General features: G+C 45.6%; 26 protein-coding genes and 1 pseudogene. 9 read left to right on the top strand and 18 right to left on the bottom strand.

Annotation, left to right across the window (positions count from 1 at the left end):
• Window positions 1-7: 7 nt before the first annotated feature.
• On the bottom strand, window positions 8-601 hold the full coding sequence (locus tag JNUCC1_RS12715; RefSeq protein WP_156645831.1) for a diphthine--ammonia ligase: 594 nt from the start codon (window positions 599-601) through the stop codon (window positions 8-10).
• A 74-nt stretch (window positions 602-675) separates the two neighbouring features.
• Window positions 676-1,464 carry a TatD family hydrolase gene (locus JNUCC1_RS12710; RefSeq protein ID WP_156645830.1) on the bottom strand — a complete coding sequence of 263 codons (789 nt, stop codon included), beginning with the start codon at window positions 1,462-1,464 and terminating at the stop codon, window positions 676-678.
• Window positions 1,465-1,553: 89 nt separating this feature from the next.
• On the opposite strand from JNUCC1_RS12710, the gene menC reads away from it, so the two are divergent.
• The 3 genes from menC (at window position 1,554) to JNUCC1_RS12695 (ending at window position 5,673) form a co-directional block, all read left to right on the top strand.
• A complete protein-coding gene (gene menC, locus JNUCC1_RS12705) occupies window positions 1,554-2,669 on the top strand; it encodes an o-succinylbenzoate synthase (RefSeq protein ID WP_156645829.1) in 1,116 nt (371 codons plus the stop codon).
• Window positions 2,670-2,746: 77 nt separating this feature from the next.
• Entirely contained in the window at window positions 2,747-3,004 is a 258-nt protein-coding gene (locus JNUCC1_RS12700; RefSeq protein ID WP_156645828.1) for a hypothetical protein, read from the top strand.
• A 917-nt stretch (window positions 3,005-3,921) separates the two neighbouring features.
• Window positions 3,922-5,673, top strand: coding sequence for a SulP family inorganic anion transporter (locus JNUCC1_RS12695; protein ID WP_156645827.1), 1,752 nt, complete (start codon window positions 3,922-3,924; stop codon window positions 5,671-5,673).
• 242 nt (window positions 5,674-5,915) lie between these two features.
• On the opposite strand, the gene JNUCC1_RS12690 is transcribed toward JNUCC1_RS12695, so the two are convergent.
• Together JNUCC1_RS12690 and JNUCC1_RS19525 are read right to left on the bottom strand one after the other, a co-directional pair.
• Window positions 5,916-6,845 (bottom strand): manganese-dependent inorganic pyrophosphatase, encoded by a 930-nt coding sequence (locus tag JNUCC1_RS12690; protein WP_156645826.1) that lies wholly within the window; start codon window positions 6,843-6,845, stop codon window positions 5,916-5,918.
• A 278-nt stretch (window positions 6,846-7,123) separates the two neighbouring features.
• The gene (locus tag JNUCC1_RS19525) at window positions 7,124-7,204 is read right to left on the bottom strand and encodes a putative holin-like toxin (RefSeq protein WP_442915500.1); all 81 of its coding nucleotides are present in this window, start codon (window positions 7,202-7,204) and stop codon (window positions 7,124-7,126) included.
• 411 nt (window positions 7,205-7,615) lie between these two features.
• Here JNUCC1_RS19525 and JNUCC1_RS12685 point away from each other — a divergent pair, with 411 nt between their 5' ends.
• Together JNUCC1_RS12685 and JNUCC1_RS12680 are read left to right on the top strand one after the other, a co-directional pair.
• A complete protein-coding gene (locus tag JNUCC1_RS12685; protein WP_156645825.1) occupies window positions 7,616-8,728 on the top strand; it encodes an NAD(P)/FAD-dependent oxidoreductase in 1,113 nt (370 codons plus the stop codon).
• 80 nt (window positions 8,729-8,808) lie between these two features.
• Window positions 8,809-8,955, top strand: a complete 147-nt coding sequence (locus JNUCC1_RS12680; RefSeq protein ID WP_156645824.1) for a hypothetical protein — start codon at window positions 8,809-8,811, stop codon at window positions 8,953-8,955.
• Between the two features lie 61 nt (window positions 8,956-9,016).
• Here the strand turns inward: JNUCC1_RS12680 and JNUCC1_RS12675 are convergent, their stop codons facing one another.
• Both JNUCC1_RS12675 and JNUCC1_RS12670 read right to left on the bottom strand, forming a co-directional pair.
• A complete protein-coding gene (locus JNUCC1_RS12675) occupies window positions 9,017-9,346 on the bottom strand; it encodes a type II toxin-antitoxin system PemK/MazF family toxin (protein ID WP_156645823.1) in 330 nt (109 codons plus the stop codon).
• Window positions 9,346-9,591, bottom strand: coding sequence for an AbrB/MazE/SpoVT family DNA-binding domain-containing protein (locus tag JNUCC1_RS12670; protein WP_156645822.1), 246 nt, complete (start codon window positions 9,589-9,591; stop codon window positions 9,346-9,348). The genes JNUCC1_RS12675 and JNUCC1_RS12670 overlap by 1 nt, the downstream gene beginning before the upstream one ends.
• A 721-nt stretch (window positions 9,592-10,312) precedes the next feature.
• Between JNUCC1_RS12670 and JNUCC1_RS12665 the strand changes: the two genes are divergently transcribed.
• Together JNUCC1_RS12665 and JNUCC1_RS12660 are read left to right on the top strand one after the other, a co-directional pair.
• The gene (locus JNUCC1_RS12665) at window positions 10,313-11,257 is read left to right on the top strand and encodes a threonine ammonia-lyase (RefSeq protein ID WP_156645821.1); all 945 of its coding nucleotides are present in this window, start codon (window positions 10,313-10,315) and stop codon (window positions 11,255-11,257) included.
• Window positions 11,258-11,341: 84 nt separating this feature from the next.
• Window positions 11,342-12,352, top strand: coding sequence for a C45 family autoproteolytic acyltransferase/hydolase (locus tag JNUCC1_RS12660; protein ID WP_156645820.1), 1,011 nt, complete (start codon window positions 11,342-11,344; stop codon window positions 12,350-12,352).
• Window positions 12,353-12,468: 116 nt separating this feature from the next.
• Here JNUCC1_RS12660 and JNUCC1_RS12655 read toward each other — a convergent pair whose 3' ends face one another.
• The 4 genes from JNUCC1_RS12655 to JNUCC1_RS12640 form a co-directional block, all read right to left on the bottom strand.
• Window positions 12,469-13,311, bottom strand: a complete 843-nt coding sequence (locus JNUCC1_RS12655; RefSeq protein ID WP_156647114.1) for an aldo/keto reductase — start codon at window positions 13,309-13,311, stop codon at window positions 12,469-12,471.
• A gap of 310 nt (window positions 13,312-13,621) precedes the next feature.
• The gene (locus JNUCC1_RS12650) at window positions 13,622-14,326 is read right to left on the bottom strand and encodes a TasA family protein (protein WP_156645819.1); all 705 of its coding nucleotides are present in this window, start codon (window positions 14,324-14,326) and stop codon (window positions 13,622-13,624) included.
• A gap of 388 nt (window positions 14,327-14,714) precedes the next feature.
• Window positions 14,715-15,053 carry an MGMT family protein gene (locus tag JNUCC1_RS12645; protein ID WP_156645818.1) on the bottom strand — a complete coding sequence of 113 codons (339 nt, stop codon included), beginning with the start codon at window positions 15,051-15,053 and terminating at the stop codon, window positions 14,715-14,717.
• Between the two features lie 304 nt (window positions 15,054-15,357).
• Window positions 15,358-16,608, bottom strand: coding sequence for an amidohydrolase family protein (locus JNUCC1_RS12640; RefSeq protein WP_156645817.1), 1,251 nt, complete (start codon window positions 16,606-16,608; stop codon window positions 15,358-15,360).
• A gap of 170 nt (window positions 16,609-16,778) precedes the next feature.
• Here JNUCC1_RS12640 and JNUCC1_RS12635 point away from each other — a divergent pair, with 170 nt between their 5' ends.
• On the top strand, window positions 16,779-17,195 hold the full coding sequence (locus JNUCC1_RS12635; RefSeq protein WP_156645816.1) for a DUF948 domain-containing protein: 417 nt from the start codon (window positions 16,779-16,781) through the stop codon (window positions 17,193-17,195).
• 57 nt (window positions 17,196-17,252) lie between these two features.
• Here the strand turns inward: JNUCC1_RS12635 and JNUCC1_RS12630 are convergent, their stop codons facing one another.
• The 6 genes from JNUCC1_RS12630 to JNUCC1_RS18760 form a co-directional block, all read right to left on the bottom strand.
• Window positions 17,253-17,945 (bottom strand): ABC transporter ATP-binding protein, encoded by a 693-nt coding sequence (locus tag JNUCC1_RS12630; RefSeq protein ID WP_156645815.1) that lies wholly within the window; start codon window positions 17,943-17,945, stop codon window positions 17,253-17,255.
• 21 nt (window positions 17,946-17,966) lie between these two features.
• The gene (locus tag JNUCC1_RS12625; RefSeq protein WP_156645814.1) at window positions 17,967-18,146 is read right to left on the bottom strand and encodes a hypothetical protein; all 180 of its coding nucleotides are present in this window, start codon (window positions 18,144-18,146) and stop codon (window positions 17,967-17,969) included.
• On the bottom strand, window positions 18,143-20,479 hold the full coding sequence (locus JNUCC1_RS12620) for an ABC transporter permease (protein WP_197431737.1): 2,337 nt from the start codon (window positions 20,477-20,479) through the stop codon (window positions 18,143-18,145). Before JNUCC1_RS12620 ends, JNUCC1_RS12625 begins: the two co-directional genes overlap by 4 nt.
• A gap of 434 nt (window positions 20,480-20,913) precedes the next feature.
• Window positions 20,914-21,120, bottom strand: coding sequence for a hypothetical protein (locus JNUCC1_RS12615; RefSeq protein WP_156645812.1), 207 nt, complete (start codon window positions 21,118-21,120; stop codon window positions 20,914-20,916).
• Window positions 21,113-21,517: a DUF948 domain-containing protein gene (locus JNUCC1_RS12610; protein WP_231784212.1), complete on the bottom strand. Its 405-nt coding sequence runs from the start codon at window positions 21,515-21,517 to the stop codon at window positions 21,113-21,115. Before JNUCC1_RS12610 ends, JNUCC1_RS12615 begins: the two co-directional genes overlap by 8 nt.
• A complete protein-coding gene (locus JNUCC1_RS18760; RefSeq protein ID WP_156645810.1) occupies window positions 21,426-22,049 on the bottom strand; it encodes a DUF948 domain-containing protein in 624 nt (207 codons plus the stop codon). The genes JNUCC1_RS12610 and JNUCC1_RS18760 overlap by 92 nt, the downstream gene beginning before the upstream one ends.
• 131 nt (window positions 22,050-22,180) lie before the next feature.
• On the opposite strand from JNUCC1_RS18760, the gene JNUCC1_RS12600 reads away from it, so the two are divergent.
• The gene (locus JNUCC1_RS12600; protein WP_156645809.1) at window positions 22,181-23,035 is read left to right on the top strand and encodes a YihY/virulence factor BrkB family protein; all 855 of its coding nucleotides are present in this window, start codon (window positions 22,181-22,183) and stop codon (window positions 23,033-23,035) included.
• Window positions 23,036-23,347: 312 nt separating this feature from the next.
• On the opposite strand, the gene JNUCC1_RS12595 is transcribed toward JNUCC1_RS12600, so the two are convergent.
• Window positions 23,348-24,499, bottom strand: coding sequence for an NADH-dependent flavin oxidoreductase (locus JNUCC1_RS12595; protein WP_156645808.1), 1,152 nt, complete (start codon window positions 24,497-24,499; stop codon window positions 23,348-23,350).
• A gap of 111 nt (window positions 24,500-24,610) precedes the next feature.
• Window positions 24,611-25,379, bottom strand: a pseudogene (locus JNUCC1_RS12590) (TerC family protein).
• Between the last annotated feature and the right edge of the window lie 27 nt (window positions 25,380-25,406).

Here is a 25,406-nt window from a genome sequence, read left to right as displayed (position 1 = left end):
CTTACTCCTATTTCCTAAAACACGGACCATCTTCTACCACGGTATGATACTCGCCCGATTCACTCATCGGACAGACGTCCAGGCGGGCGATTTCGTCAGCAAACGCTCCATCAACGATGCGGCCTACCCAGTCTGCCGGCAGCTTTTCTTCGTCAACTTTTATGACGCGTGCTTGAAAGCCGTGTGAAATGAATTCTTGCAAAAGAGGCAGGGCTTGATATTCTGTGGACCATAGCGGATACAAAGGCTCGAGTCCTGCTCTGGCTGCGAGCTCTTCACCCCATTCTCGGTGGCCTTCCAGATAGATATCGCCAAATGCAATGGCATCCAGTTGATAGGTTTCTTTGAGCTTCAGCAAATGGTCGAGGTAGTCCTCACCGTAACTTTTAAAGTCGGTTGTGACAAACGTAACGGGCACGTCGAGACGTTCAGCCTGCTGCTTGATATGCTCAGGTGGCTCGCCATGTGCCACCGTTTTCTGATCCTCTTGAAACACCGTTGTGACAAGAGAGGCGATCTCGATCCCTTCTTGCTCCTGTAGTTTATAGAGGGCAAAGCAGCTGTCCTTGCCGCCGCTGAATGATAATGCCGTTCGTTTCATAAAAATCCATCCCCTTTTCCGTCAGCGAAATTTCACATTGAAGCCATCATACAAGTGCAAAGCGGGCTTTGCAATCAGAGCAGATCTTCGAGTTTATAAAACTCACATGTGTTTTTATAAATTCGTCTATACACCTCGGTCAGCTCCAACCCCTTGATCGCGGCAATCTTCTCAATAGAATGGTGCATCATTTCAGGGTGGGTCACTTCCCCTTCAAACGGGCCTTCGAATGGCCAAGGCCCATCGGTTTCAACCAACAGCTGCTCCAATGGCACTTGTTTTACAATATGCTGAATCTCTGGTTCATACACCACATCAGGCGTCACAGATATCACATGGCCATTTCCGACGATCCGCTTAAGCACCTTGTCCTCCCCTTTAAACCAATGAAAATGCGCTTTCTGAATGCCGTAAGCTTCCAGCAGATCACACACAATTACGGCGTCCTCATATATCGCATGCAAAATCACCGGTTTCCCGTGGAGGGCAGCTTTTTGGATAAAACGTTCCAGCAAATCTATGTACGGCTGTAAATCCAAGTCCGGTTGCTCCTGCCGCAAATAATACGGCAAACCGATCTCCCCAATCGCAGCAATGTCATTTTTCCGATCTTCAATGAGCGCGATTAAAGCCCGCTGTTCACGTTCATCTGGCACAGCTTGCTCCGGGTGATAACCAATGGCTGGCTTGATCCGCTGATCAGCCGCTGCCAGGCGCAGGACACGCCGAGTGGATTCAAGATCATTGGAGACCGCAATCAAGGCATCGACCATCACCCGCTGCAAGTCGCTCAATATATGGTCGCGTTGACTTTTCTCATACTTATCAATATGAATATGGCTGTCGATCAGGCGTTTATCCATTCCATTCACCACATTTCTGAAATATTTATTGTCTCTCCTTATGTTATCATAGATACAATCATACTTAATCATTAAAGGAGCGATCCGACATGCCAATCGATATTGCCCGTATCCAGTTGCGGCGGATGCGCATGCGATTGAAGCATCCGTTTGGAACGAGCTTTGGAACACTGCAAAACAAGGAATTTTTCATTATAGAGGCGATTGATTCTGCTGGAGAGACCGGTTATGGAGAGTCTGTCGCTTTTTCCGCGCCGTGGTATACGGAAGAAACGGTCGAAACGAATCTGCATATCATGCGGGACTTTCTCATCCCTCTGCTGAAAAATAATCCGGTAAACCATCCAGATGAGCTGTCACGCCTGTTCGCCCCGATCAGACGGAACAATATGGCAAAAGCAGCACTCGAGGGGGCGGTGTGGGATTTGTATGCCAAACAGCAGAATGTGAGTCTTGCAGCGGCACTCGGAGGCACCAGATCCCGAGTTGAGGTGGGCGTGAGCATTGGCATTCAGCCGACGATCAACGAGCTGCTGGAAAAAATCGCTGCCTATGTGGAAGAAGGCTATAAACGGATCAAGTTGAAAATCAAGCCGGGTCAGGACATCGATATGCTCAAAGCGGTTCGAAATGCTTTTCCGGACATTGCCCTGATGGCAGATGCCAATTCAGCCTATACCCTGGAGGACATCCAGCATCTCAAACAGCTTGACGCGCTTCAATTGCTTATGATTGAACAGCCGCTCGCCCATAACGACATCATTGATCATGCCAAGCTGCAGCAAAGCATTACGACACCGATTTGTCTTGATGAAAGTATTCATGCGCTCTCTGACGTGGAAAAAGCCCATCGCCTCGGAAGCTGCCAGATCATCAATGTTAAAAGCGGTCGTGTCGGTGGCCTGACAGCAGCACGCCGGATCCATGACTACTGCTTGGAAAATAACATGCCTGTCTGGTGCGGCGGCATGCTTGAATCAGGTATCGGCCGCGCCCATAACATTGCACTCGCCTCCCTGCCGCAATTCATTTTGCCTGGTGACATTTCAGGGTCGGACAGGTATTGGGACAAAGATATCATTGATCCAGAGATCGTTGTGCAAGATGGCTATGTAGCAGTGCCTGACAAACCCGGGATCGGGGTGACGGTGGATCAGCAGGCGCTTGAGGCCTTTACTAAATCGATTAAATCCTATCATTTATGACCTTTTGCTGTTATCTTTTGTAAAAAACAAACTATAGCATGATAGAATATAACATAAATGGGTGGTAGCAAAAATGAATGAAATGGGAAGAGGTACAGCAAGCATTTCCTGATAAATGGATGTTAATCGAAGCGGTACAAGCCTTTACGAACGAAAATGATGAACGCATTTTAGAAGATATTGTCCCCTTGAAAAAGTTTACGAATTCTCCTGAGGCTATGAGAGCCTATAAAAAACTGCATCACGAAAATCCCGGTCGTGAATTTTACGTCCTTCATACCAGCCGAGAGAAGCCGAATATTATTGAAAAGAGATGGGTAGGTGTGAGGCGTTAATGAAAAAACTCATTATTGATGATGGCTAATGTAACTTTACGATTAACGTCCATAACGAATAGTAGACACAAACTCCGAACCAGTGAAAACTTGAAATGACTGCTTCTGGCAACTAACCACCACAAAGAGAGTATCGTGATTTGCGCTGCGGGAAGTCGCTTTCCGCGGGCACGGCCTCAGCCTCCTCGAGGAATACCACCTCTGCGGGGTCTTCGGACTCGTGCTGTTCCCGCAGGAGTCGACTTCCCTCCGCTCCAATCACTTTATGTTAAACAGTGATTAGGACGTTCTGCTCAAGAACGAAAGGAAAAAGGTGCACACTCCTCACCAAGCTCGGGGAAAACACGGAGACTCCTGTGGGATGAAGAGCCTCGATGAGACCCCGCAAGCGCGTTAGCGCGAGGAGGCTCATCAGCGCCCACGGAAAGCGCAGTGTTTTCCCCGAGCGACCGCGTGAAGCAGTCATTAGGTCTGCCTAGTTAGTTCGCAGTTTACGGATCCTGTGCCTTAATAAATAGTTACAAACTATACGAACGAAAACATGCTAAAGAAATGTATTGTGTCTGTAAACTGCTGTTTGAACATGTCAGGCTAAATCAAGCGAACTTGCCAAAACACAGGATCTACTGACACCGGTCTGGAAAAAAGTCTGTGACGGCTGTCATTTAAACCGGGATATCATTGAGTTGTTAACCCAATCTGGGCTTTCAATCGAACACGCTGATTCGAATTTTAAAGGATTGTTTTTGTCAATCGAATGCGTTTATGATCATTGAATATGATTACCATATATAGAACTGCCTAAAATCCACCACTATATATTGTATTAATATCCGCGGTAAGCATTTTTCTTCCATATATGGTATGCTTATATATGGAAGCTTTAAGGCTATAAAAATATATCTTTTCAGGAGTGAATGGTTCGATTGTTCAGAGATGAGCGATTTAGCGGGTTAACATTGGACAGTTTAAAACGGGATGCCATTGCAGGTATCACCGTCGGTATTGTGGCCATTCCGCTGGGGATGGCTTTTGCGATTGCTTCAGGTGTGAAACCAGAATACGGGCTGTATACCACGATTATTGCCGGCATTCTTGTCGCGTTATTTGGCGGATCAAGGTTCCAGGTGGCCGGTCCCACAGGTGCATTTATCCCGATTCTCCTCGCGATTGTTTTGCAGTATGGTTATGAAAATCTCCTCATCGCCGGGCTCATGGCTGGCGTTATGCTGATTGTCATGGGGCTATTTAAACTCGGCGGTTTAATCAAATTCATTCCCCGTTCCGTGACCATCGGTTTTACCTCAGGCATAGCTGTCATTATTTTTACTGGGCAGATTGGCAACTTTCTCGGTCTGGAAGGGCTTGAGAAAAAGGAATATTTTCATGAAAACATGTTGGAATTGGCGCATAATATTTCTGGGATCAATGGCTACAGCATTCTCACCGCCATGATCGGGCTGTTTGTCATCATAACCATTCCGAGAATTTTTCCCAAGGTGCCTGTGCTGTTGGCGGCGTTAATGGTACCGACAATCGTTGCTATTGTCTTTTATCCTGGGCAAACGGCAACGATTGGCAGTGCATTCGGCGGGATTGCCCAGTCACTGCCAGGCTTTCGTTTTCCCGACATCACTTGGGAAAAAATCATGATGCTCTGGCAGCCGGCTTTTGTCATTGCCATGCTGGGCGGGATCGAGTCGCTTCTGTCGGCAGTTGTTTCTGATGGTATGACCGGGAAGCGCCACAATTCCAACCGGGAGCTCGTCGGGCAAGGAATCGCGAACGTCGTCACCCCGATGTTTGGCGGAATCCCTGCCACAGGTGCCATTGCGCGGACAGCGACAAACATCAAGTCAGGCGCTGTCAGTCCTTTTTCCGGCGTGTTTCAAGGGGTTTTCGTGCTGGCGACGTTGCTGATTTTGGCCCCGTATGCTTCGAATATTCCACTCGCGAGCATGGCGCCGATTCTGATGGTCGTCGCCTACAACATGAGCGAACACCGGTCGTTTGCCCATATTTTAAAATTAAAGACGAGCGACTCCATCGTGCTTGCCGCAACATTTTTACTGACGGTGTTTGTGAACTTGACGGTCGCCGTTCAAATTGGATTGCTGCTCGCGGCTGTATCATTCATTAAACGGATGAGCGAAGTTTTTGAAGTGGAAACAGTCATGCCTTCCCTCTTGAAACAGCAAGCGGCTAACGGGGCGGAAGAGCATGGAGCAAGCTGTCCGGAAATCGCCTTTTACACCATAGACGGGCCACTTTTTTTCGGAGCAGCGGACAAATTCGAATCGATGATCACCCGGTCGATCAACAGACGTCCGCAAGTACTGATTTTGAAAATGAAGCACGCCTCAATCATGGACGCCACGGCCGCAAACAACTTGGGCGCGCTTGTGACTGACTTCACGAATGTCGGTGGGCGTGTTTTAATTGCTGAGGTGAACGACGACGTACGGGCCATGCTGGATGCCAGCGGGTTGTATGATCAGATTGGCGCAGAGCACTTTTTCAGCCATTCATCCGAGGCCGTTGATTACGCCCTTGAGTTGATTAATACCCGAAAATGCACCCGGTGCGGGCGGAAAGGTGAAGGTGGTTGCCAGGTGTTCCAGCCGAGTAACGTGTTGGAAGATCTCAGTCGTGCTGATGTTTCTGGGTAGAGCGGTGGACGTTTTCCTTGCGCATTTGGAATGATCAGTGCACATTTGAATGTCGTTTTGGACGCTTGAGTCTGGATATGCACGTTCGATCGCGGATTTGCACGTTCGATCGCGGATTTGCACATTCAATCCTGGATATGCACATTCGATCAAACTCATGTGTCCCTGAACCAAAAGCTAGCTAAATTAAAAATAGCATGGCAAATCCCTAATGGATCTGCCATGCTATTTCTCATATTCATTTACGCTTTAAAAGCATCCGTTAAATTTGTTACAATCTGCTTCTTCCGTGAGACGACACCTTCAAGCAAGGCGCGGTCATTGCCGAGCGTGACGTTGAAGGCCTTTTCGACATTGTCCTTCGCGGTCCCGCGGGCAAGGACTTCGGAGTTGCTGTTCAAGATGTCGGTGGCGACGAACAAGAATAAACCGAGATTTTTTTCCGCGATCATCATGTCCATCTCTTTTTCCAGTTCGGCCTGGCGCTCATAAACCTGGGCCAGATCAATCGTATTAACCTGGGCGATTTCAACATTTTGCCCGTCCATGTTAAACGGCTTGGCATCCATGGTCAGGAGGTCTCGGACTGATTTGTCAGCGAGGTCGGTCCCGGCTTTGAGCATCTCAAGACCGTACGTGTCAAGATCCACATCGGCAATTTCAGCAAGAGCATGTGCCGCGTCAATATCTTCCTGGGTGCATGTCGGTGATTTGAACAGCAATGAGTCAGAAATGATCGCTGACAGCAAGAGGCCGGCGATTTGTTGATCGATTTCAACGCCCTTTTCCTCGTACATCTTTTTCAAAATCGTTGCCGTGCAGCCGACCGGTTCGATCCGGAAGTACAGAGGCTCCTTAGTTTCAAAATTCGCGACCCTGTGATGGTCAATAACTTCTGCAATCCGAACGTCCTGGATATTATCAACACTTTGCCGAAATTCGTTATGATCCACAAGAATCACATCTGTCACGTCTTCGTCAACTTTCTCAATCAGCTTCGGCGCTTTTACACCAAAATGATTCAGTGCATATTCTGTTTCTTTATTCGGCTCTCCCAAACGTGCAGGTTCTGCAACCGTGCCAATCGCGTTTTTCAAATGCGCGTAAGCAAGGGCCGAGCAAATCGTATCTGTATCAGGGTTCTTGTGTCCAAAAATCAATGTCTTTTCCATCGTCATTCTCCTTGTCTCATGCTAAATACCATCTTTATTCTCTCATTAGATTATCACAAAAAGCGTTGCTGTGGCAAAAGAGACACCCTGTCATCACAGGTGCTCAGGTGTGTTTACATTTTTCTAAAATAAGGTATACTAAATATAGAAGCACCATATAATAAACAGACCGAATGGTGCGTGAACACCATCCGGTCGTGTGCAACACCCCTTTAAAGGGGTGACTCACAATTCGGGAAGCATAACCACCCTCATTGTTCATCAAGCTCATGGGGTGGTTATTTTTTCTGTTCCGACAGTGCTACAACAATCAATGTTGCAAACGAGATCATAAGAAACAACGTCTCGAAAACTGTCATCACAGTCACCCCCTTTCTATTAAAAGGGGTGAGCCACCACCTATGAAAGCCCTATTGCACTATCGTCATTATATCACACAGAAACAAACGTTTGTATTTTTGACTAACTTTTTTTACTGCTAAAAGTCTTAGCGCACATTTACATAAACAATGCTAGAAAAAACCTCCTGTCTGGGAGGTTTTTGAATTTCACTTTACGACTTGATTTCATGCTTTTTCCGATATATGAGTCGAATTCGCCGATATATGCCTCAAAAATTCCGATATACGCACAAGAATTTCCGATATCCGATGCAAAATTTCCGATATAACGGATTAACCCACCCCAACGGCTATTATTTTACAACCCACCATTTTGTTTCTATAGTAAAGATAGTTCAACTCACTGCACTTACTGAAAGGACATGTTTTATGAAGAAATATATTGTAATCGGGGCCGGAATTCTCGGCGCTTCCTGTGCGTATTACCTTGCCAGAAGTGGGGCTGACGTGACAATTATTGACCGCAATGAGCCCGGTGCTGCGACAGATGCCGCTGCAGGGATCGTCTCCCCGTGGTTATCGAAACGGCGCAATAAGGCCTGGTACCACCTGGCTGTGAACGGAGCTCGGCTGTATCCTGAGCTTGTGGACGAACTCCAAGCAATGGGCCAAGCCGATACAGGCTATAAAAAAGTTGGCGGCTTGAACATTCATACCGATCCGGATGTCCTCGACGACATGGCCGAGCGCGCCCGGCTCAAACAAAAAGAAGCACCGGAAATCGGCGAGGTTAAGCGCCTGGACGCTGAACAAACAAAAGCCTTCTTTCCTATGCTTGCTGATGGATATGAAGCTGTGTACTTAAGTGGCGCTGCCCGTGTCGACGGTCGTGCGCTCAAGACAGCGCTGCTTAACGCGGCCCAAGCGCACGGTGCCAAGTTCGTTCAGGCCCACGCAGACCTCGATGTCGAAGCCGGCCAAGTAAAAGGCGTTAAACTCGGCTCAGACTATATGGCTGCTGACCAAGTCATCGCTGCGAATGGCGCTTGGATGCGCGACACGCTCGTCCCGCTTGGTGTAACATTTAGAGGCTGGCCGCAAAAAGGACAAATCATGCATGTCCAGCTGGATGACACTGAGCCCAGTGACTGGCCTGTCATCAACCCGCCCGGCCGGCATTATGTGCTCGGATTCCGTGATCGTCTCGTCATCGGCGCCACGCGTGACGACTGGAAAGGCTTCAACACAGATGTGACCGTTGACGGCGCTCATGAAATCTTGAGCCAGGCCCTTAACGTCATCCCAGCACTCAAAGATGCACGCATTCTGGAAACACGCGTTGGCTTTCGTCCGGTCACCGTTGACGCCATGCCTGTAATCGGCACTCTTCCAGGCTATGAAGGACTGCTCCTCGCCAATGGTCTCGGCTCATCAGGCATCACCATCGGTCCATTTGTCGGTCAACAACTAGCCAGATGGGCACTCGATCAGCAACTCGATATTGATCCCGACAGATACGTCGTCAGCACCGTTCTCAGATAGTGAATTCGCCTGGCTTAAAATCATTTACAGCGCCAGGCCTTTTTGCTATGTTTAAAGTATCATCAACGAGGGGAATACCCGTGAAAGGAAAACACATCATACTCATCGTTCTGCTCATTACCATCATCGGCTTGGTCATTGTCTATTTTCTCATGGAAGGCATTATTGAGAAATACGATTTGGAGCGTGCGATGAATGCCGTTGTAGAATATAAAAAACTCACATGATCTTACATACCAAAATCAGCCCCTGTTGAAAAAGCAGGGGCTGATTTTTTTAAGAAACATACTAAAATTCGCTATGAATAATATTCAGTACCTCCTGCATTAAGTGATCAGGAATCCTTTCAATAAATGAAGCATTACGTTCGAATAAATCAAGGGATTTCAAATGCTGACATAACACTGAACCCTTTGTTTTTGTATGTTTATCTAAAATGACATTAAGGGGGAAATCAGAATTAACATTGGAAATCGGACAAACCAGCGCCAAATTGCTTAACTGATTGAAAAAGTTATTGCTTACAATTATTGCAGGCCTTCTTTCTCGCTGTTCACGGCCTTTTTGAGGGTTAAAGTCAAGATAGATAATATCCCCTTGTTTGGCTTTATAGGTCATCACCGTTCCTCCCCTACATCATCCCCAGTCTCGACCTCTTGCATGAATTCATCTACACCATTAGATTTATTGAAAGTGTAATTTGCGAAGCGCTCCTGAATGGTTAAGGGACGACTGGATTTATTCATCATGACACCATCTTCCCGAATATCAAAAGACAGTACATCCCCGGATTTAAGATTCAATAAATGCCGTATTTCTTTAGGAATTGTAATTTGCCCTTTACTGGTTAATTTCGCTTCCATAAAAAAACCCCCTTCTCTTCCTTACTTTTACTTACTTCTATTCTATGTCTTCTTTACCAAATTTTCAAAACCACCCCTTTGAAATACGATGGATAATATATTGATTAAATCAACAACACGCTCACAAAGCAGAACAGCAACAGTACGGAGGTTTCTGTTTTATTATCTTTAAAAAAACAGTTAAAAGTGATATGTTAGCCTTAACAACATTCTAATCATTCAAAAAGGTCCTTTTCCGCTTTACTGTTAAAATCCTCAACGAATAGTAGACACAAAGGGCGACATAGTGAGTATTCGTGTGACTGCTTCTAGCAACAGCTTTAGGAAAACACGCCATGTTTTGTACTTCAGCAAGATTGTGCACGTTCGAATGCGGATTCGCACATTGGATTTTGGATATGCACCTTCGTACGGGATTTGCACATTCATTCTCAGATTTGCACATTCATCCGGGGATTTGCACATTTAATCTCAGATATGCACATTCATCCGCGGATTTGCACATTCAATCCCAGATATGCACATTCATCCGGGGATTTGCACATTCAGTCTCAGATTTGCACATTCATCCGGGGATTTGCACATTCAATCTCAAATATGCGCATTCAGACGCGGATATGCACATTCAGTTCATGTGAATCTGTCGTTACTTGTTTTCAAAACTTCCCATACTAAATAGCAACAATCTACAAAAAAACACTTCAAAAAGGAAAATGCCGATATGATCATTGTTCAAGATATCTTACAAGCTCAAGAAAATATTGCTGACACCATTCACACAACTCCGATGCTGCATTCCGCACAACTCAGCGCCATTTGTGGAAATGAGATGTATTTCAAGGCAGAGCATCTGCAGAAAACGGGATCGTTTAAAATCCGCGGTGCCACCAACAAAGTGAAGCAGGCTGCACGAGAAGGGGCGACTTTCGTGACCGCGGCTTCAAGCGGTAACCACGGCCAGGCTGTCGCCTATATCGCCAACCAATTAGGCATTCAAGCCACGATTGTCGTCCCTGAGGATGCGAATGAAAGCAAGCTCAATGCCATCAAAGCATATGGCGGCCAAATTGAGGCGTGTGGCACCACATCAGCAGAGCGGCTGCCGCGCGCGAAAGAATTGGCGAAAGCTCACCACGGTGTTTTCATCCCGCCTTATGATGACTTGTTAATTATGGCGGGCCAGGGCACGGTTGGTCTGGAAATTCTCGATCAGCTGCAGGGCGTCGATGTGGTGGTTGTACCAATTGGCGGTGGTGGTCTTGTCTCAGGCATCCTGACCGCCATCAAGCAAACCAAACCGAGAGTCAAAGTGATCGGAGTAGAGCCGGAAACAGCCAACGATACCCTGCTTTCCTTGCAAAACAAACAGATCACTCCGATACCGGCAACAGAAACAATTGCCGATGGGCTCAGAACGACACAGCCCGGAAGCATGACTTTTCCCATTGTTCAAAGGTACTTGGATGATCTTGTGCTCGTTTCAGAAGAAGAGATCCGTACAGCTCAGTCCCTCGTTCTTGAGCGCATGAAACAGCTGATCGAACCTTCAAGCGCTGTCACCGTAGCCGCTGCCATGACGGGGAAATTGAATGTTAACGGGAAAAAGATCGTTTGTGTGCTATCAGGCGGAAATGTAGATGTTCGGCATTTGGGACGAACTCTATGAGGTTTGGTATTCATAACATGGACCTCGGCTGGGTTAAAACATCGGCGCGTTCGTCAGAATCAAGAATTTAAAGGAGGGACTTTAATGGCAGGATTTTCGGTGGACATCATTCAAGTTCGAGATACGTCATTCAATATTGGCTTAAAGTTTGGCCAGTACATACATCATAAGCCGCTATTGAAAGTGTTGGATTCGGCAACACGACCAGAGATCGATTACAAAAGCTATCACTCTATTTTTTCAGGCCTGGCCCCGCATTTGCTGGATGAGCTGGAAGGTTTAGCTTATGGACTGAACGTCCCCACTGAGAAGGCTACTGCCTTATTTAGCGGCTATGACCTGCCAAAAACCGAAGCGATGGGCTGTTCGGCAATCGTGACCAAAGATTATTATGTGAGGAATTACGACTTTTCTCCTGTTCTGTATGATGGGATTTTCAGTTTGGTTCAGCCGGAAGAGGCATTTGCCACAGCAGGCTACAATTTGCAGGTTCTCGGCCGTCATGATGGCATCAATCAAGCGGGCTTGGCGTTAGGATTGCACTTTGTAAGTAATCATGGCTACTCAAAAGGCATCTCCCCCTGGACGGCAATCCGAATGGTTTTGGATACGTGTTCGACAGTGGATCAGGCCATCCAACTGTTAAAAGAAATCCCGCATGCTGCTTGTTATAATTTTTCACTTGGCGATCGGAATGGCCATATTGCAGTGGTAGAGGCTGGTCCTGAAAAAGTGATGGTGAGGTCAGGAGAAGCTGCACTGTCTTGCGTAAATCATTTTCAAAACGAATCCTTGGCCAATCAAAACAGAGTGTCAATCGATGGTTCGCTCAAACGCAACGATCATCTGCAAGCTCTTACCCAGAAACATCTGACCCATGAGGAAATGTTTGCTCATTTCAAGGACCGGCATTCACCATTATTTTTCACAGATTATGATGATTTTTTTGGAACACTCCATACGTTATCATACGGCTTTGAAGATTCCAGAATCATGACGACCATTGCTCAAAGTGACCAAGTCTTAGATTTCAACTTTGCTGATTGGGTTAATGGGGAGAATTTACCAGATCACAAACTGAGCGGAAAAATATAAATACGGCCGCTATCCTCTAGGAGGTTCGAATGTGTTAACAGCTCGGATAATATCCCCAATCCCCATCAAAAAAGAGCGGCCGTTTACTACCCATACGCCGCTCCTTTTCAATTCAGTTAAAACTCCTCATATGTGGCTGGGTCTTGATCATTCAACCGGCCATCTGCCCGGCTTAGAGCATTGATTTCATTCATATCAGCTTCGCCCAGTGCAAAGTCAAAAATGGCGATGTTTTCCCGCTGCCGCTGAACCGAAGCGGACTTAGGGATTGCAATATTGCCGAGCTCATACTGCCAGCGCAGAATGATCTGTGACACGGTTTTCCCGTGACGCTTGGCAATTGCATTGAGCGTTTCGTTTTGCAAAATTTCCTCAGCTTTGGCCAGTGGACTCCAAGACTGCGTCGTTATGTTATGTTCCGCATGATAGGCGCGTTGTGCTTCTTGATTGAAAAACGGATGCAATTCAATTTGGTTGATGCTCGGCTTCACACCTGTTTCAGTCTCGAGCCGCTCCAGATGTTCAGGCAGGAAGTTGCAGACACCAATCGAGCGAATCAGGCCCCACTTTTGCGCTTCAATCAACGCTTCCCACGCCTCAACATAATGGCCCTGCTGCGGATTCGGCCAATGGATGAGATACAAATCATAATAGTCCAGGTGGGTGCGATACAGCGATTCTTGTATGGCCGCAACTGCCTCATTATAGGTTTGATAACGTCCTGGCAGCTTCGAAGTGATGAACATGTCGGATCTTGGAACCAGGCTTCTGCTGATCCCCTCACCCACAGCGCCTTCATTTTCATAATTATAAGCCGTGTCGATTAGACGGTAGCCGTTATCAAGCGCAGTCTTAACGGCATCCGCTCCCTTGTTACCTTGCAATCTAAAAGTCCCGAAACCTATCGCAGGGATCGGCACCCCGTCATTCAGGACTTTTTCAGGAATCGGCGTAGTCATCATCAATCAAACTCCTTTCCCTTTCTTACAGACTATCATTTCACAGACTAAATTCAAATCAGCACATTTGTAAATGGGAAACAGCGATTGTTCTATTGTCCTCACTGTTTTGGCTCACCTCAACCGGATGTAGTGTACAATCGACTGATCAAAAAGATCCAAATACGAGGTCAAACAAATCGTGATCGAGGAGTGTTCATAGCAATGTGGCTAACTAAAAATGATTGAATCATCACGTGGCACATGCCAGGTTAAGTAAAATAAAAAATATAAAAATGGACCGAGAAACCAGTTCTCGGCCCACAATCAGTTATTTTGTTTTCCCATTGGCATTATTAGCGTCAGGATTGTTGTAGTCAAAACGGGTTCCTGTGTCTTGCGTAGCTTCTAGGTTGAAATGAACATCTGCAGTGGTATTCTGAAATCTATTTTGATCCCCATTGTCTACAAACTCTATTTCAATTTCAATTCTTTGTTGTTGTTTTGGATCGGCGTTAAGGCCTCCATGTGCGATATCGACTCTCTTCCCAGATTCATCAAGCAGACTCGTATCTGCAACTAAATTTGTGAGATCTTTACCATTTACCAAGTCCTTTAATGTGGCATTGAAATTTTTAAATATCTGGTGCGATGTCAGTTCAAATTCCCCATCTTCGCCTTTTTTAGATCTATAGAACTTGACTTTAAATTGATCTAAATAATCATCCATACTTACGCCTTCTTGGCCGTCATACCCATCAGCAGTTAAATCAAGCCATACATTTTTAATTGCAAGTGATCCGCTGTTATCTAATGTAAATGACCGCCGCATCAGGTCTCCAGGCTTGAGGTTCGTTAGCTCAAACGTGGATGGATTATTACCAACCTGTAAGACATCCAACTCCAATGTCCCCGAAGCAAACTTATTATCCATTGTTTCAGTGTCATTGAAATAGGCGAATGTTCCTCCGCCAACCAATGATAAGCCCAATGCTGCTGTTACCACACCAATCCCTAGTTTTTTCTTAATGTCCATAATGTTTCCTCCTTATTTCGCCTTGATATTAGGCATTTGGTTTCCTCTTATGTAGACTCTTAAGATGCAAACATATCCAAAAACAGACTCACTCCCCGTGTCTCTTACACCGCATCACCTCGTAAAGTTTTATACTTTATAAAGAACAACCATATTGTCAAATTCATAAATAAAGCCTTGAAGTGTGCTAATGCTTTATTTAGTTGTTCTTTATAAAGAACCTAAACCGATTATAGTTCAATTTTCCTAAGTTGAAAAACTCCAAATCCACACGTTTTTTCGTTATTAAGAACGAATAACTGTTATTTACTCAGTTTACCTTCAAATTCCTTATGATTTAAAAAGTTTCATGAAAAAAGAACCATGGGAAATAGATCCTTTGGTCCTTTTACAGAAACGCATCATCATCCAGCACATGGAAATCTGGTTGGTATTGGTATTCTGACATATTCACGCGTCCCAAACTGTTAACACTCACGTCTTCTTGTTCCAGCAGCGCTCTTTGCTTCTGTGCCGCTTCCTCATCTTGCAGCACAATCTGTCCTTCCCGGTTTACGATTCGGTGCCACGGCAAGTCGTATTTTTGGCTCATCGAGTGCAGCACCCTTACGACTTGCCTGGCCCCCTTTGGACTGCCGGCCACCCGGGCGACCTGCCCATATGACATGACTTTTCCTGCTGGTACTTTCTTCAACACGGTGATGACATTTGCCGTAAATGGTTTCAATCAGATCGCCTGCCTTTGTAATGCGCGTTGCATGTTCGTTTTGCAATAGTCACCGAGCACTTCCTCCTCAAGATCCGTAAATCAGCAGTCATACTCAAAAACCTGGATAAATGGATGCAAAATCTGGATATCTGCCATCAAAACCTGGATAACCGCCGTTTTTTCCGGATATCCATTAGAAAAACCTGGATATACGCAAATAAATCTGGATATACGCTTCAAAAACCTGGATATAGATCATCTTATTCTATCGTGTAGCGTTCATCCCCATTCAGGGTAACATCTCAAACAGAGAAGCCTCTTTCTACGCCTTCAAAAAATCCACTTCCACTTCATTCTTCCGCGGTTCACGCTTAAACAGATACTCGCCCTGTCTGACGGACGCAAGAACTTCCGCCCGCTCGCGAATGGCTTCATAAGGATCGTGTGCTTCCAGAACGATGAAGTTGGCTGGCTTGTCTGCTTCAATGCCGTATTCATCGGTCACCCTCATAATGTTGGCGCCGTAAAAAGTGATGAGGTCGAACGCCTTGTTAATTTCATCTATATGTGTGTAATGGGCCAAGTGGATGCCGTTGTCCAGGATGTTCATCATGTTGCCGTTTCCTAGTGGATACCAGTAATCGGCAATGGAATCTTGGGCAAAAGCGACGTTGTTTCCGTTGGCGAGCAGCTCTTTGACCCGTGTTAAGCCGCGGCGTTTCGGATAACTGTCACCCCGTCCTTGCAAGTGCGCGTTTTCTGTTGGGCATGAAATGAAGTTGATCTGGGACGCCTTAAATAACCCGAGCATCTTATTGGCATAACTGTTCTCCACTGAGCCAAAGCTGCACGTGTGGCTTGCCGTTGTGTATGGACCGTAATTCCGCTCTATCACGAGGGCATTTAACACTTCTAAAAAGCGGCTGTTAGGGTCATCGTTTTCGTCACAGTGGATATCAATCATTACATTATGTTTGATCGCCATGTCGACAATACGCTTTAACGATTCCACACCATGTTCATATGAAATTTCGAAATGTGGAATGCCGCCCGCGACATCTGCTCCCATTTCAAGGGCTTTTTCCATCAACTGTTCAGCGCCCTCATATCGGAAGAACCCTTCTTGCGGAAAGGCCACAAGCTGTAATGTCACGATATCTTTCAATTCCTCCCGCAGCTTCACCAGAGCTTTCATTCCTGTCAAATGGGGGTCGGTAATGTCCACATGTGTACGGATGAATTGAACCCCTTTGCTCACTTCTTTTCGAATACCTTTAATTGCACGCTCGCGGACCATGTCTTCTGTTAATGACTTTTTATTATCACTCCAGCGCTGGATGCCTTCGAACAACGTACCAGAGACATTGGCATTGCCTTCACCCAATCCCGAGAAAATATAATCCAAATGCAAATGCGGATCCACATAAGGGGGCAGCACCAGCCGGCCCTCTAAATCAATCACATCATCTGCAGCGATTAAACCATTACCGATCGCCTTGAGATGACCGTTTTCCACTAAAATTTCATGAGCTTCCGGCTGTCCGTATATATTCGCGTTGATGAATTTTTTCATATGTGTGTGACTCCTTTATAGATAATCTGTCTGATCCATTATACCAATTTTAAAGGTGTGTTTGATATTTTTTGCATTCAAACCACAACCCTCACAATCATAACCATCGTTTAATTTCACCGGTTTGTGGTATTATTAAAAGAAGACCACATAGAAAAGGAGCTGTCAGTATGGATTGGTCAGGTATTGGATTACTGATTCTTGGAATAGCGGCACTTATTATTGCCATCATGCTTATCAAACCGCTCATCAAACTCGCCGGCGTGTTCGATGGATTGCAAAACACGACAGATAAACTGCCGGAGCAAATCGATGGTGTCATGACCCAGGCTAAAAGCACATTGGAAAGCAGTGATAAAACACTGAATCAGGTCAATGATCAGGTTGAAAAACTCACACCGCTTTTTGACATTGTCGGTGACGCTGGACGAGCCACACAGCACGTGTCGTCTTCCATGGCCGACGCCGTCATGAAGGTCAAAACGGATACATCAGAAGGACACGAATTTACCCGCCGCAATCACCTGGAAGGCTGGTATGGCATTGCGACATTAGGGTATTATATCTTTAAGAAAAGAAAAGGTTAAACCGACGCACACAAAAAGCTCAGATATGGATCTGAGCTTTTTAATTTGGATATCAGGCTATCCACAGACCACTTTATGATCGGCTTCAATGACCCCGTCCTTCATGTGAATGATGCGGTTTCCCATGTTGGCGTGTTTTTCCGAGTGGGTGACCTGGACGATGGTGATGCCTTTTTCTTCATTGATTCGGCGGAATAAGTTCATAACATCCGCGCCTGATTGGCTGTCCAGGTTACCCACCGGTTCGTCTGCCAGAATGAGCGACGGATTGAGAATCACCGCTCTTGCGATTGCAACACGCTGTTGCTGGCCGCCAGAAAGTCTTCTTGGTGTAAATGTGCGCCGCTCTGTCAAGCCGACAATGTCCAGCAATTCGTCCAATTGGGCTTGATAATCTTTTGGCTTTTTCCCATCCATTGTAACCGGCAGCATAATGTTTTCTTCAACACTCAAATTTTGGACAAGGTTGTAAAACTGAAACACAAACCCGATCGATTGCCGCCTGATAACACTCTTCTTTTTATCATCCATTTTGTTGATATCTTGCTGATTCAACAAAACGTTCCCCGAGGTTGGCGCATCAATCCCTCCGAGCAAATAAAGCAATGTGCTTTTCCCGCAGCCTGAAGGGCCCATAATGGATACAAACTCTCCGGCTTCAACCGTCATGTCAATACCTCTTAAAATCGCGACCTCTCTTCCGGCGATTTGATAGTGCCTGCATAGTTTCTCCGCTTTAAGAATAGGCATTGTTTTCTCCCTTCACACCTCTTATTCGTACTGCAATTCATTCAGCACGTTTAACCGCAAGATTTTCCGGACGATCGTTAGCGCTGCTAAGGCAAGCAACACGAGCACCGCGCCACTTAATATGAGAAAGATTTCAAAGTTAAAGTAAAAGTCAATCCTCAGTCCTGCTGCAGAGAGCAGACGGCTCCATATGATATTCATAAGAAGCCCTGCCCCAGCCCAATGACGACCACAGAGACGAACGTCATGATCATCTCATAAACAAGCATTTTAACGAGCTGGCCCTTGCTCATACATACCGAATACAATACGGCATACTCTTTCTTTCGCTCGATAAAGGAAACGAGTAAATTGTTGGATACCCCTAAGAGCCCAATAACAAGTCCCAGGAGTATGATGACGAGAACACCCTGGATCAACGTATCGACTGTCTCCTTTTGAGAGCCAATCATGTCTTCAAATGTTTGGATGGTCAGTCCAGAATTGGGGTAGTGATTTTCGATGTTTTCTTTAACCGTTTCTGCCTGGCTAGACGCATCTGTCTTTATTTCGATTTGATTAAATGCATCGACAAAATGAGCTTGATAATATGCCAATGAAAGAATGGCGATATTCCGGTTCGTTGAAAGTGAAGCAGCATCCATTGTTCCCGCAATTTCTAGTTCTACCGGTCCATACGCCTCACCGATTGGTTTCTGGTCTTGATCTAGGGGTACCAGCCGTATGGTATCTCCTGTTTTCAAACCATAGCGTTTGGCTTGATACGTGTCGATCACAACCCCGTTGTCCAGTGTGTTGAGGTTTGCTTTCGCTTCATCCAAAAAAGTCGCGCCCGAATAAAACCGATCAAACTTCTCGATATCCTGGACCCCGTAAACAATAAACGTATCACGGCCATCATCATAGCCAGCAGCACTGATATGCTGAAAATAAGCTTCGGAAACACCATCAATCGTTTCAATGTCTTCATATTTTGTAAAGTCCATGTCCGTACTATTAGCAAGGACATCGAAGTCCTGTTCGACCGTGTTTTTAATATATTGATCGATGCCGGCACTCGTTATCCCGATCATTAACAAAAGCAGAAAAACAACGATAATCATGCTGGCGTTATTGGAAACCATTTTGTTATGGGCGATATTTTTTACGCCAAGCTTCAATTCACCAATGGGCACCTTGGCAAGCAACATCTGTGTCAGCCTAGAAATACCGCTTAACAATACCGGCATCAGCAAAACGATCGCAATGAACAGCAATAGGATCGCACCAACCGCTAACAGGAGATCATCTTTTCTATTCACAACATGTAACCCCAGTGAGCCGGCAAACAGGACCACACCGATAAATACGCCTGCTTTTGACTGTTCCTTAACAGTATGTGTGGTGTTAAGAATGATCTCTTTAAGCGGCTTTTTGCCTGCACGATAAATGTGCAGCATCCCCGCCATCACCGGGAAGACGGCACCGAATATAAAGGCAATTGCCAGATAGACTGGATCATAGGTGACGACCGTTTTCGCACCAAATGCTTTATATTCGTTAAAACTGTCAGCAGCTACAGGAAGCAAAATGACGGCAAGTATGATGCCCATTACAGCACCAATGATGCCATAAAATAAAAACTCCATCAGTAACATACGGTTGATCATGTGCTTACTGGCACCCACACTTCGAAATGTTCCAGCAACAGGCATGCGTTCCGCAACGATGACTTTAGACAATGAAAAAATAACATATGCGCTGATCATCACAATGATGACGATCGATAAAATCATAGTTGTTTTGAATGCCTCGTCATCACGGCTTTCCGCATCAAGCTTACGCGTCGGTTCCACGGAAAAATGCGTATTGAGACCAGCCAATGTTTCAGTAAACGTATCAACTTTCTCATCATTAACTTTGATCAATGTCCGATTGACCAGGTTGTTCGTGCCATAAATGTCGTTGACCTGATTCATAGGTACAACCAGCAGAATATCGTCTATTTCCGAGTAAAATAAACCATTTGCCTCACTGATCGCACCGATCGTATAGGTATATGTATCCTGGTTTATTTCTACCGTTATTTGCTCACCAACACCCAAATCGTAATTGGAGGCAGCACGTGAACTGATGACGGCATCGTTCTTATTGAATGCGAAGTCCTCAGGTTCATCCATCACCTTGACCATATTCATCTCTGACGCCGCCTGCAAATCCAAGCCGGTCAAAGACACCTTCACATTGTCCCCACCCTGTTGACTTCTGCCGACTGCTTGTATCATGTCAACCCGTTCATCGATATGAATCTGACCAGTTTCAATAGCATCCGCTTCATATAACGGATTTTCCTCATTTGTCGCCTTCTCAACAAGGACATTCGCATCACCATATGCGCCCTTGACCATCGTTGCATATGTGTTATTGAGAATGTCATTTAAACTCAGGCCGATAAATAAAACCATCGTCGACAAAAGAACGGTCAATAGAATAATAAACGTCCGCAGCTTTTTTTCGTATAGATTTTTTAAAATATGTTTGAGGATAATCTTCATCTCATCTTCTCCACTCCACTGGTCAGGGTCGCTCATCGAGACATGCACCGTTTTATTTTTAATAATTCTGAATAGGTCTCGACTCTATTATAGCAGATCTTTTTAGTTTATTTAGTTTGCTTCCGAAAAATTTATTAAAAACTGTTAAAAGATTAATAAATGCCAGCCTCCTGCTACTTTAAAACTTCAGCAGCACCGAAAACTGGCACTCATTTCACGAGTAAATAATTATTTACTCAACGGAATCTTAATGTCATCTCCAACTTCTAGAACACTATCCTTACAGGTTTTCTAGAAATGGAAATGGGTGCCAGCTCCGGCTACCAATCTCCAAATAAACACAATAAAAAGAAGCACGAGAGACGTTTCCGTGCTTCCACAAAAAATAAGGATGCGAAATCAATGGCGATTCGCATCCTTATCATTACGATTTATCACTGCTTAACCTGCTCATTCACATCCTGCTTAATCCGACTGATCTTATTCGCTTGCACCTTGCCGTCTTCATACAACCGGCGATCGAGTTCCTTAACTTTTGCGCTGATTTTATCTTTTTTGGAAACAACTGTACGGATTCCAAAACCCAGCACCGCTCCGGAAAGTGCGCCGATCACCAGGCTGCTTGTACTGGGTTTACTCATCTCGGGTGGCCCCTTTAGCTGAATCCTTCTTCATTTGTCTGCGTTTTTGCAGCAAATAATACCCCATAGCAAATGAGCCATATAGACCGCCAGCATTGTTTTTCTTCGTGATTTCACTTGTCTCACTTGTCTTTTGCTTCACGGACTCGGTCACGTCTACAAGGGACGACGAGAACTTGCGGGTCACATTGCTCATGTCCCCGGCAATGTAAAACAACGGGCTGAGCTGCTCCAGTTTGTCATTGATGTCACCGAGTGTGCGGTTGCTTTCATGTATAAGATTTCCGGTCTCACTGAATACATTGTCAAGCTGAGTCGGCAATTTTTCGACCGTCTTTTCGACACCACGCAGCACGTGCGCAAGGTTGTTCAATACGTGGGCCAGAAAAACAGCCAAGATTAAAAAAGCTGATCCAATAAGTAAAATACCAATTCCTGATAACATGTTTATTCCCCTCCCCTGTCTGTTTGATTGGTGTAATGTCTGTCGGTTGCTTTTGTTTCATCAATTCATTTTTGGATGACTTGTTCCATCTGGAATACAACTTAAAGGCAACCTCACTCCACTGCAGCCCCTCTGTAAACACCTTGGTTTTCTTTTGAAGTTCTTCATCAGAAAGCTTTGCAGTGGTGTTGGAAAGAGTCGCATTGAGGTCGTTCACACTTTGGCCCAAATTTTCAGCGGTCGTAACAAGGTGATCCATGGACTGTGCTTTTACATCGATATCATCAACGAGCTTATCCGTTTCCTGAATGGATTCCCTGAGTGGCGGTATGAGGCCTGTAACTTCCTGCTCCAGCTCCCCCACCGATTTATCTACTGTTTTCAGCATCGTCGTGATCCGATAGAGCACAAACGATATGTACCCGACTACGATTGCAAATGCGATTGAAATTAAAAATAGTGCAACATAAATGACGCCTTCCATCCCACAGTCCTCCTTTCATTCCACTATACCACGACTGCGGCAAAATAAAACAGCATAATCATTTTCCAACTTTGATTACAACCCTCACCAACGGGGTATATAGTCAACAAAGCATCGTTGGAGGTATGCATATGTCTAAGGTTATAAACTATGGAAAAACATTCATGCAAAAGTTTCAGAAAGATAATGTTCCAACTCTAGCCGCTGCACAGGCTTACTATTATTTATTAGCAAGTGTGCCATTATTAGTCGTCTGTTTTACAATTATTCCTTATCTCAACGTTGATCCGAATGACATCGTTCGATTTATTGAAAAAGTACTGCCAAGCGGCATCGGCACCATTTTGGAAGAAAATATCATCAGCTTGGTGAATACCCCAAGGGGCGGCCTCTTAACAGTCGGTATTATCGGTGCCTTGTGGTCATCATCTGCAGGTATTAATGCGTTCATCAAAGCCACCAATCAGGCCTATGAAGTGGAAGAGTCACGAAATTTCATCGTTGTGCGTCTCATCGCACTCGGTCTGACCCTTGGCATGATTCTGGCGTTGGGCGTGGCGATTCTCTTACCTGTATTCGGAAGCGTCCTGTTGGATTTCGCCGAGTCGTTCTTCGGCCTGTCTGCAGCAATGACACTCCTGTTTCAGGTTCTTCGCTGGGTGGTCAGTGTGGTCGTCATCACGCTTCTGCTCGCGATGTTATACAAACTCGCACCAGACAAGAACTTCCCTTTCAAGCACGTCTTACCCGGTGCTGTCACCGCAAGTGTGCTATGGATGCTCGTCTCGCTCGGCTTCTCATTCTATGTCAGTAACTTCGGCAGCTATTCGGCCACATACGGCAGTCTCGGCGGCGTCATTGTTTTAATGATCTGGTTTTTCCTGACTGGACTGATTTTAATGATTGGTGCCATTGTGAACGTGCTGTATCATCGGAAACATAGTCACGACGTGAAAACATCTGCTAACGAAGCAGCGAATATGTAAATCAAAAAGGCCGGTCCGCACGATGCAGGACCGGCCTTTGTTGTAGGTTTAGTGTACTAGGCGGGATGTTTCTGCAGACGGCTGGGCTGCGGTGGCTGTCGCTTGCCGCCGGGAACCTGGATAAACCGAGGTGAATTCTGGATAAATCCTCATGATTCCTGGATAAACGCTTCTTTTTCTGGATATCTACCGTGAAATTCTGGATATATGAAAATAATTCTGGATATCAGCCTCAAAAACTTGGATAGCCCCTGCACCGCCGCCAATCTGTTATATGCGTTCTCAAACCGCTATTACCACTAAACAATCCAATCACACCGAGGAACGGGGATCTTGCTGGTCTGTTCTTGGCACTGGGTAAAATCCTTTATAAAATTGCTCCCATAACTTGGGCGGCAAATCATGTTTGTCCGCTCGATCGGGATCAAATACAGACACGATTTCGTCCTCGTTACCTGTTTGGATTTTATCAACAAAGGTATGATCTAAAAGAATCTCTCTGCCCAATGCCAATAAATCAATGTTTTTGGATTCTACAGCTTCTAATGCCTGATCTGCCGTAAAGATCGACCCAATACCAATTAATGGCATGCGCCCGTCAATCCATTGATGGAGGAGGGCAATTCTTTCTTGGCCTTGATATTTACCGGCACGCGTTTTTGAATGCACATCCATTAAGGAAACATGTAAATAATCCAATGGCTTTTCGATTAGTTGCTTCACCAATTCTTCGGTGATTTCCATACGAATGCCTGGATTTTGAGGCTCTTCTGGAGAAAATCGATACCCAACAATAAACGAGTCATCTGCATGTGTTTTAACGGTTTGAACAACCTCATCCACCACACGCATCGGGAACTTAAATCGGTTTTTTCCCCATTCATCCTCACGATGGTTAAAATGGGGTGACACGAATTGATGAATTAAATAGCGGTTGGCACCATGAATTTCCACACCGTCAAAACCGGCTTCGATGACACGGCGGGTGGCCGCACCGAAAGCCTTGATCGTCTCCTCAATTTCGTCTTGTGAGATTTCCCGAGCATGATGCTCAGCTTCTTCATCGAAACTGCGCAATGTTACCGGGCTCGGTGCGGCCGCGTCGCCATTAGGCGTTAAATACGGCAGTGCCTGGGCCCCGCCATGATGAATTTGCACAACGGCTTTGGCACCATTTTCTTTCATCGCTTTCGCCAACCGTTTTAAACCATCAATATCGGAATCATGTGCCACAGAAGGCTGGCCAGGAAACGCCTTTCCCAGATCTGTCACATGACTCGCCGCAGTAATCGCTAAACCGACATCCTTCGATCGCTGCGCCATATATTTAATTTCATCATCTGAAATGGTACCATCTGCGTTTGATGACACATGTGTGAGTGGTGCTAAAACAAATCTATTTCTCAATTCCGTTTTGTTGCGGAGTTGCACATGGTCAAACAAAGGTTCATATTTCTTTTTCATATAACTGCAAGGCCTCCTAAAACGACTATCAAAATCATGCTGTTTCAAGCATATATGTCACACTAGCACCCACGCATCAAACATGCAGTAATTATGCTCACTGTTTAGCGATTACGCTCTATTTTCCTCTGGCATCGTTTTACCAGAAGCAAACCAGCCTAAGACGGCGATTCCAAGGAGCGTCCCCAGAAAGTGAAGTTCCAGCCTGTACTGTGCGGGAAGCTCTCGCTCAAGATCCCCACTGATTCGTGGCTCAGGGTAATCACGGCAAGTTTCACGCCGACCCAGGCTACGATTAAGTATGCAGTTGTTTCAAGGCCCGGCCGTTTGTCAAGCAGGCTTACAAACCATGTTGCGGCAAATTTGATAAGAATCAAGCCAGCAATCCCCGCTAGGACAACCATGGCAAATTGGGCACCGTCCATACCGCCAAAATTCGGCAGCGGGCTATTCGGCAGCACGATCGCGAGCGCCACCGCTGCAAGAATGGAATCAATGGCAAAAGCAAGATCCGTCAGCCCGATTTTGGCAACAGTAGGCCAAAACCCGCTCCCAGCAGCATTCTTTTCCAACTTACTCTCCTCATCATCTTTCGAACCAAAATTGTTTGAGATCACGTGTTTTAAGCCCAGATAAATCAAGTATGCGGCACCAATCGCCTGAACCTGCCACACGTTGGCAATGAACGATATCGCAAACAAGGCACCAAATCTAAAAATAAAGGCACCGATAATGCCATAATTGATCGCTTTCTTTTTTGATCATCTGGGAGATGCTTTGCGATCACCGCCATAACGAGTGCGTTGTCAGCAGATAAAATCCCTTCAAGTCCAATCAGTACTAATAATGTCCATCCGTATTCCAGCCAAATGCCGTCCATGTTGTGTGCTCCCTTCAGATATAAAAA

It is taken from the genome of Lentibacillus sp. JNUCC-1, assembly GCF_009741735.1.
Lineage (GTDB): Bacteria > Bacillota > Bacilli > Bacillales > Amphibacillaceae > Lentibacillus_B.
Note: the sequence above shows the minus strand (reverse complement) of the source record. Positions and strands in the feature narration are given on the sequence as shown.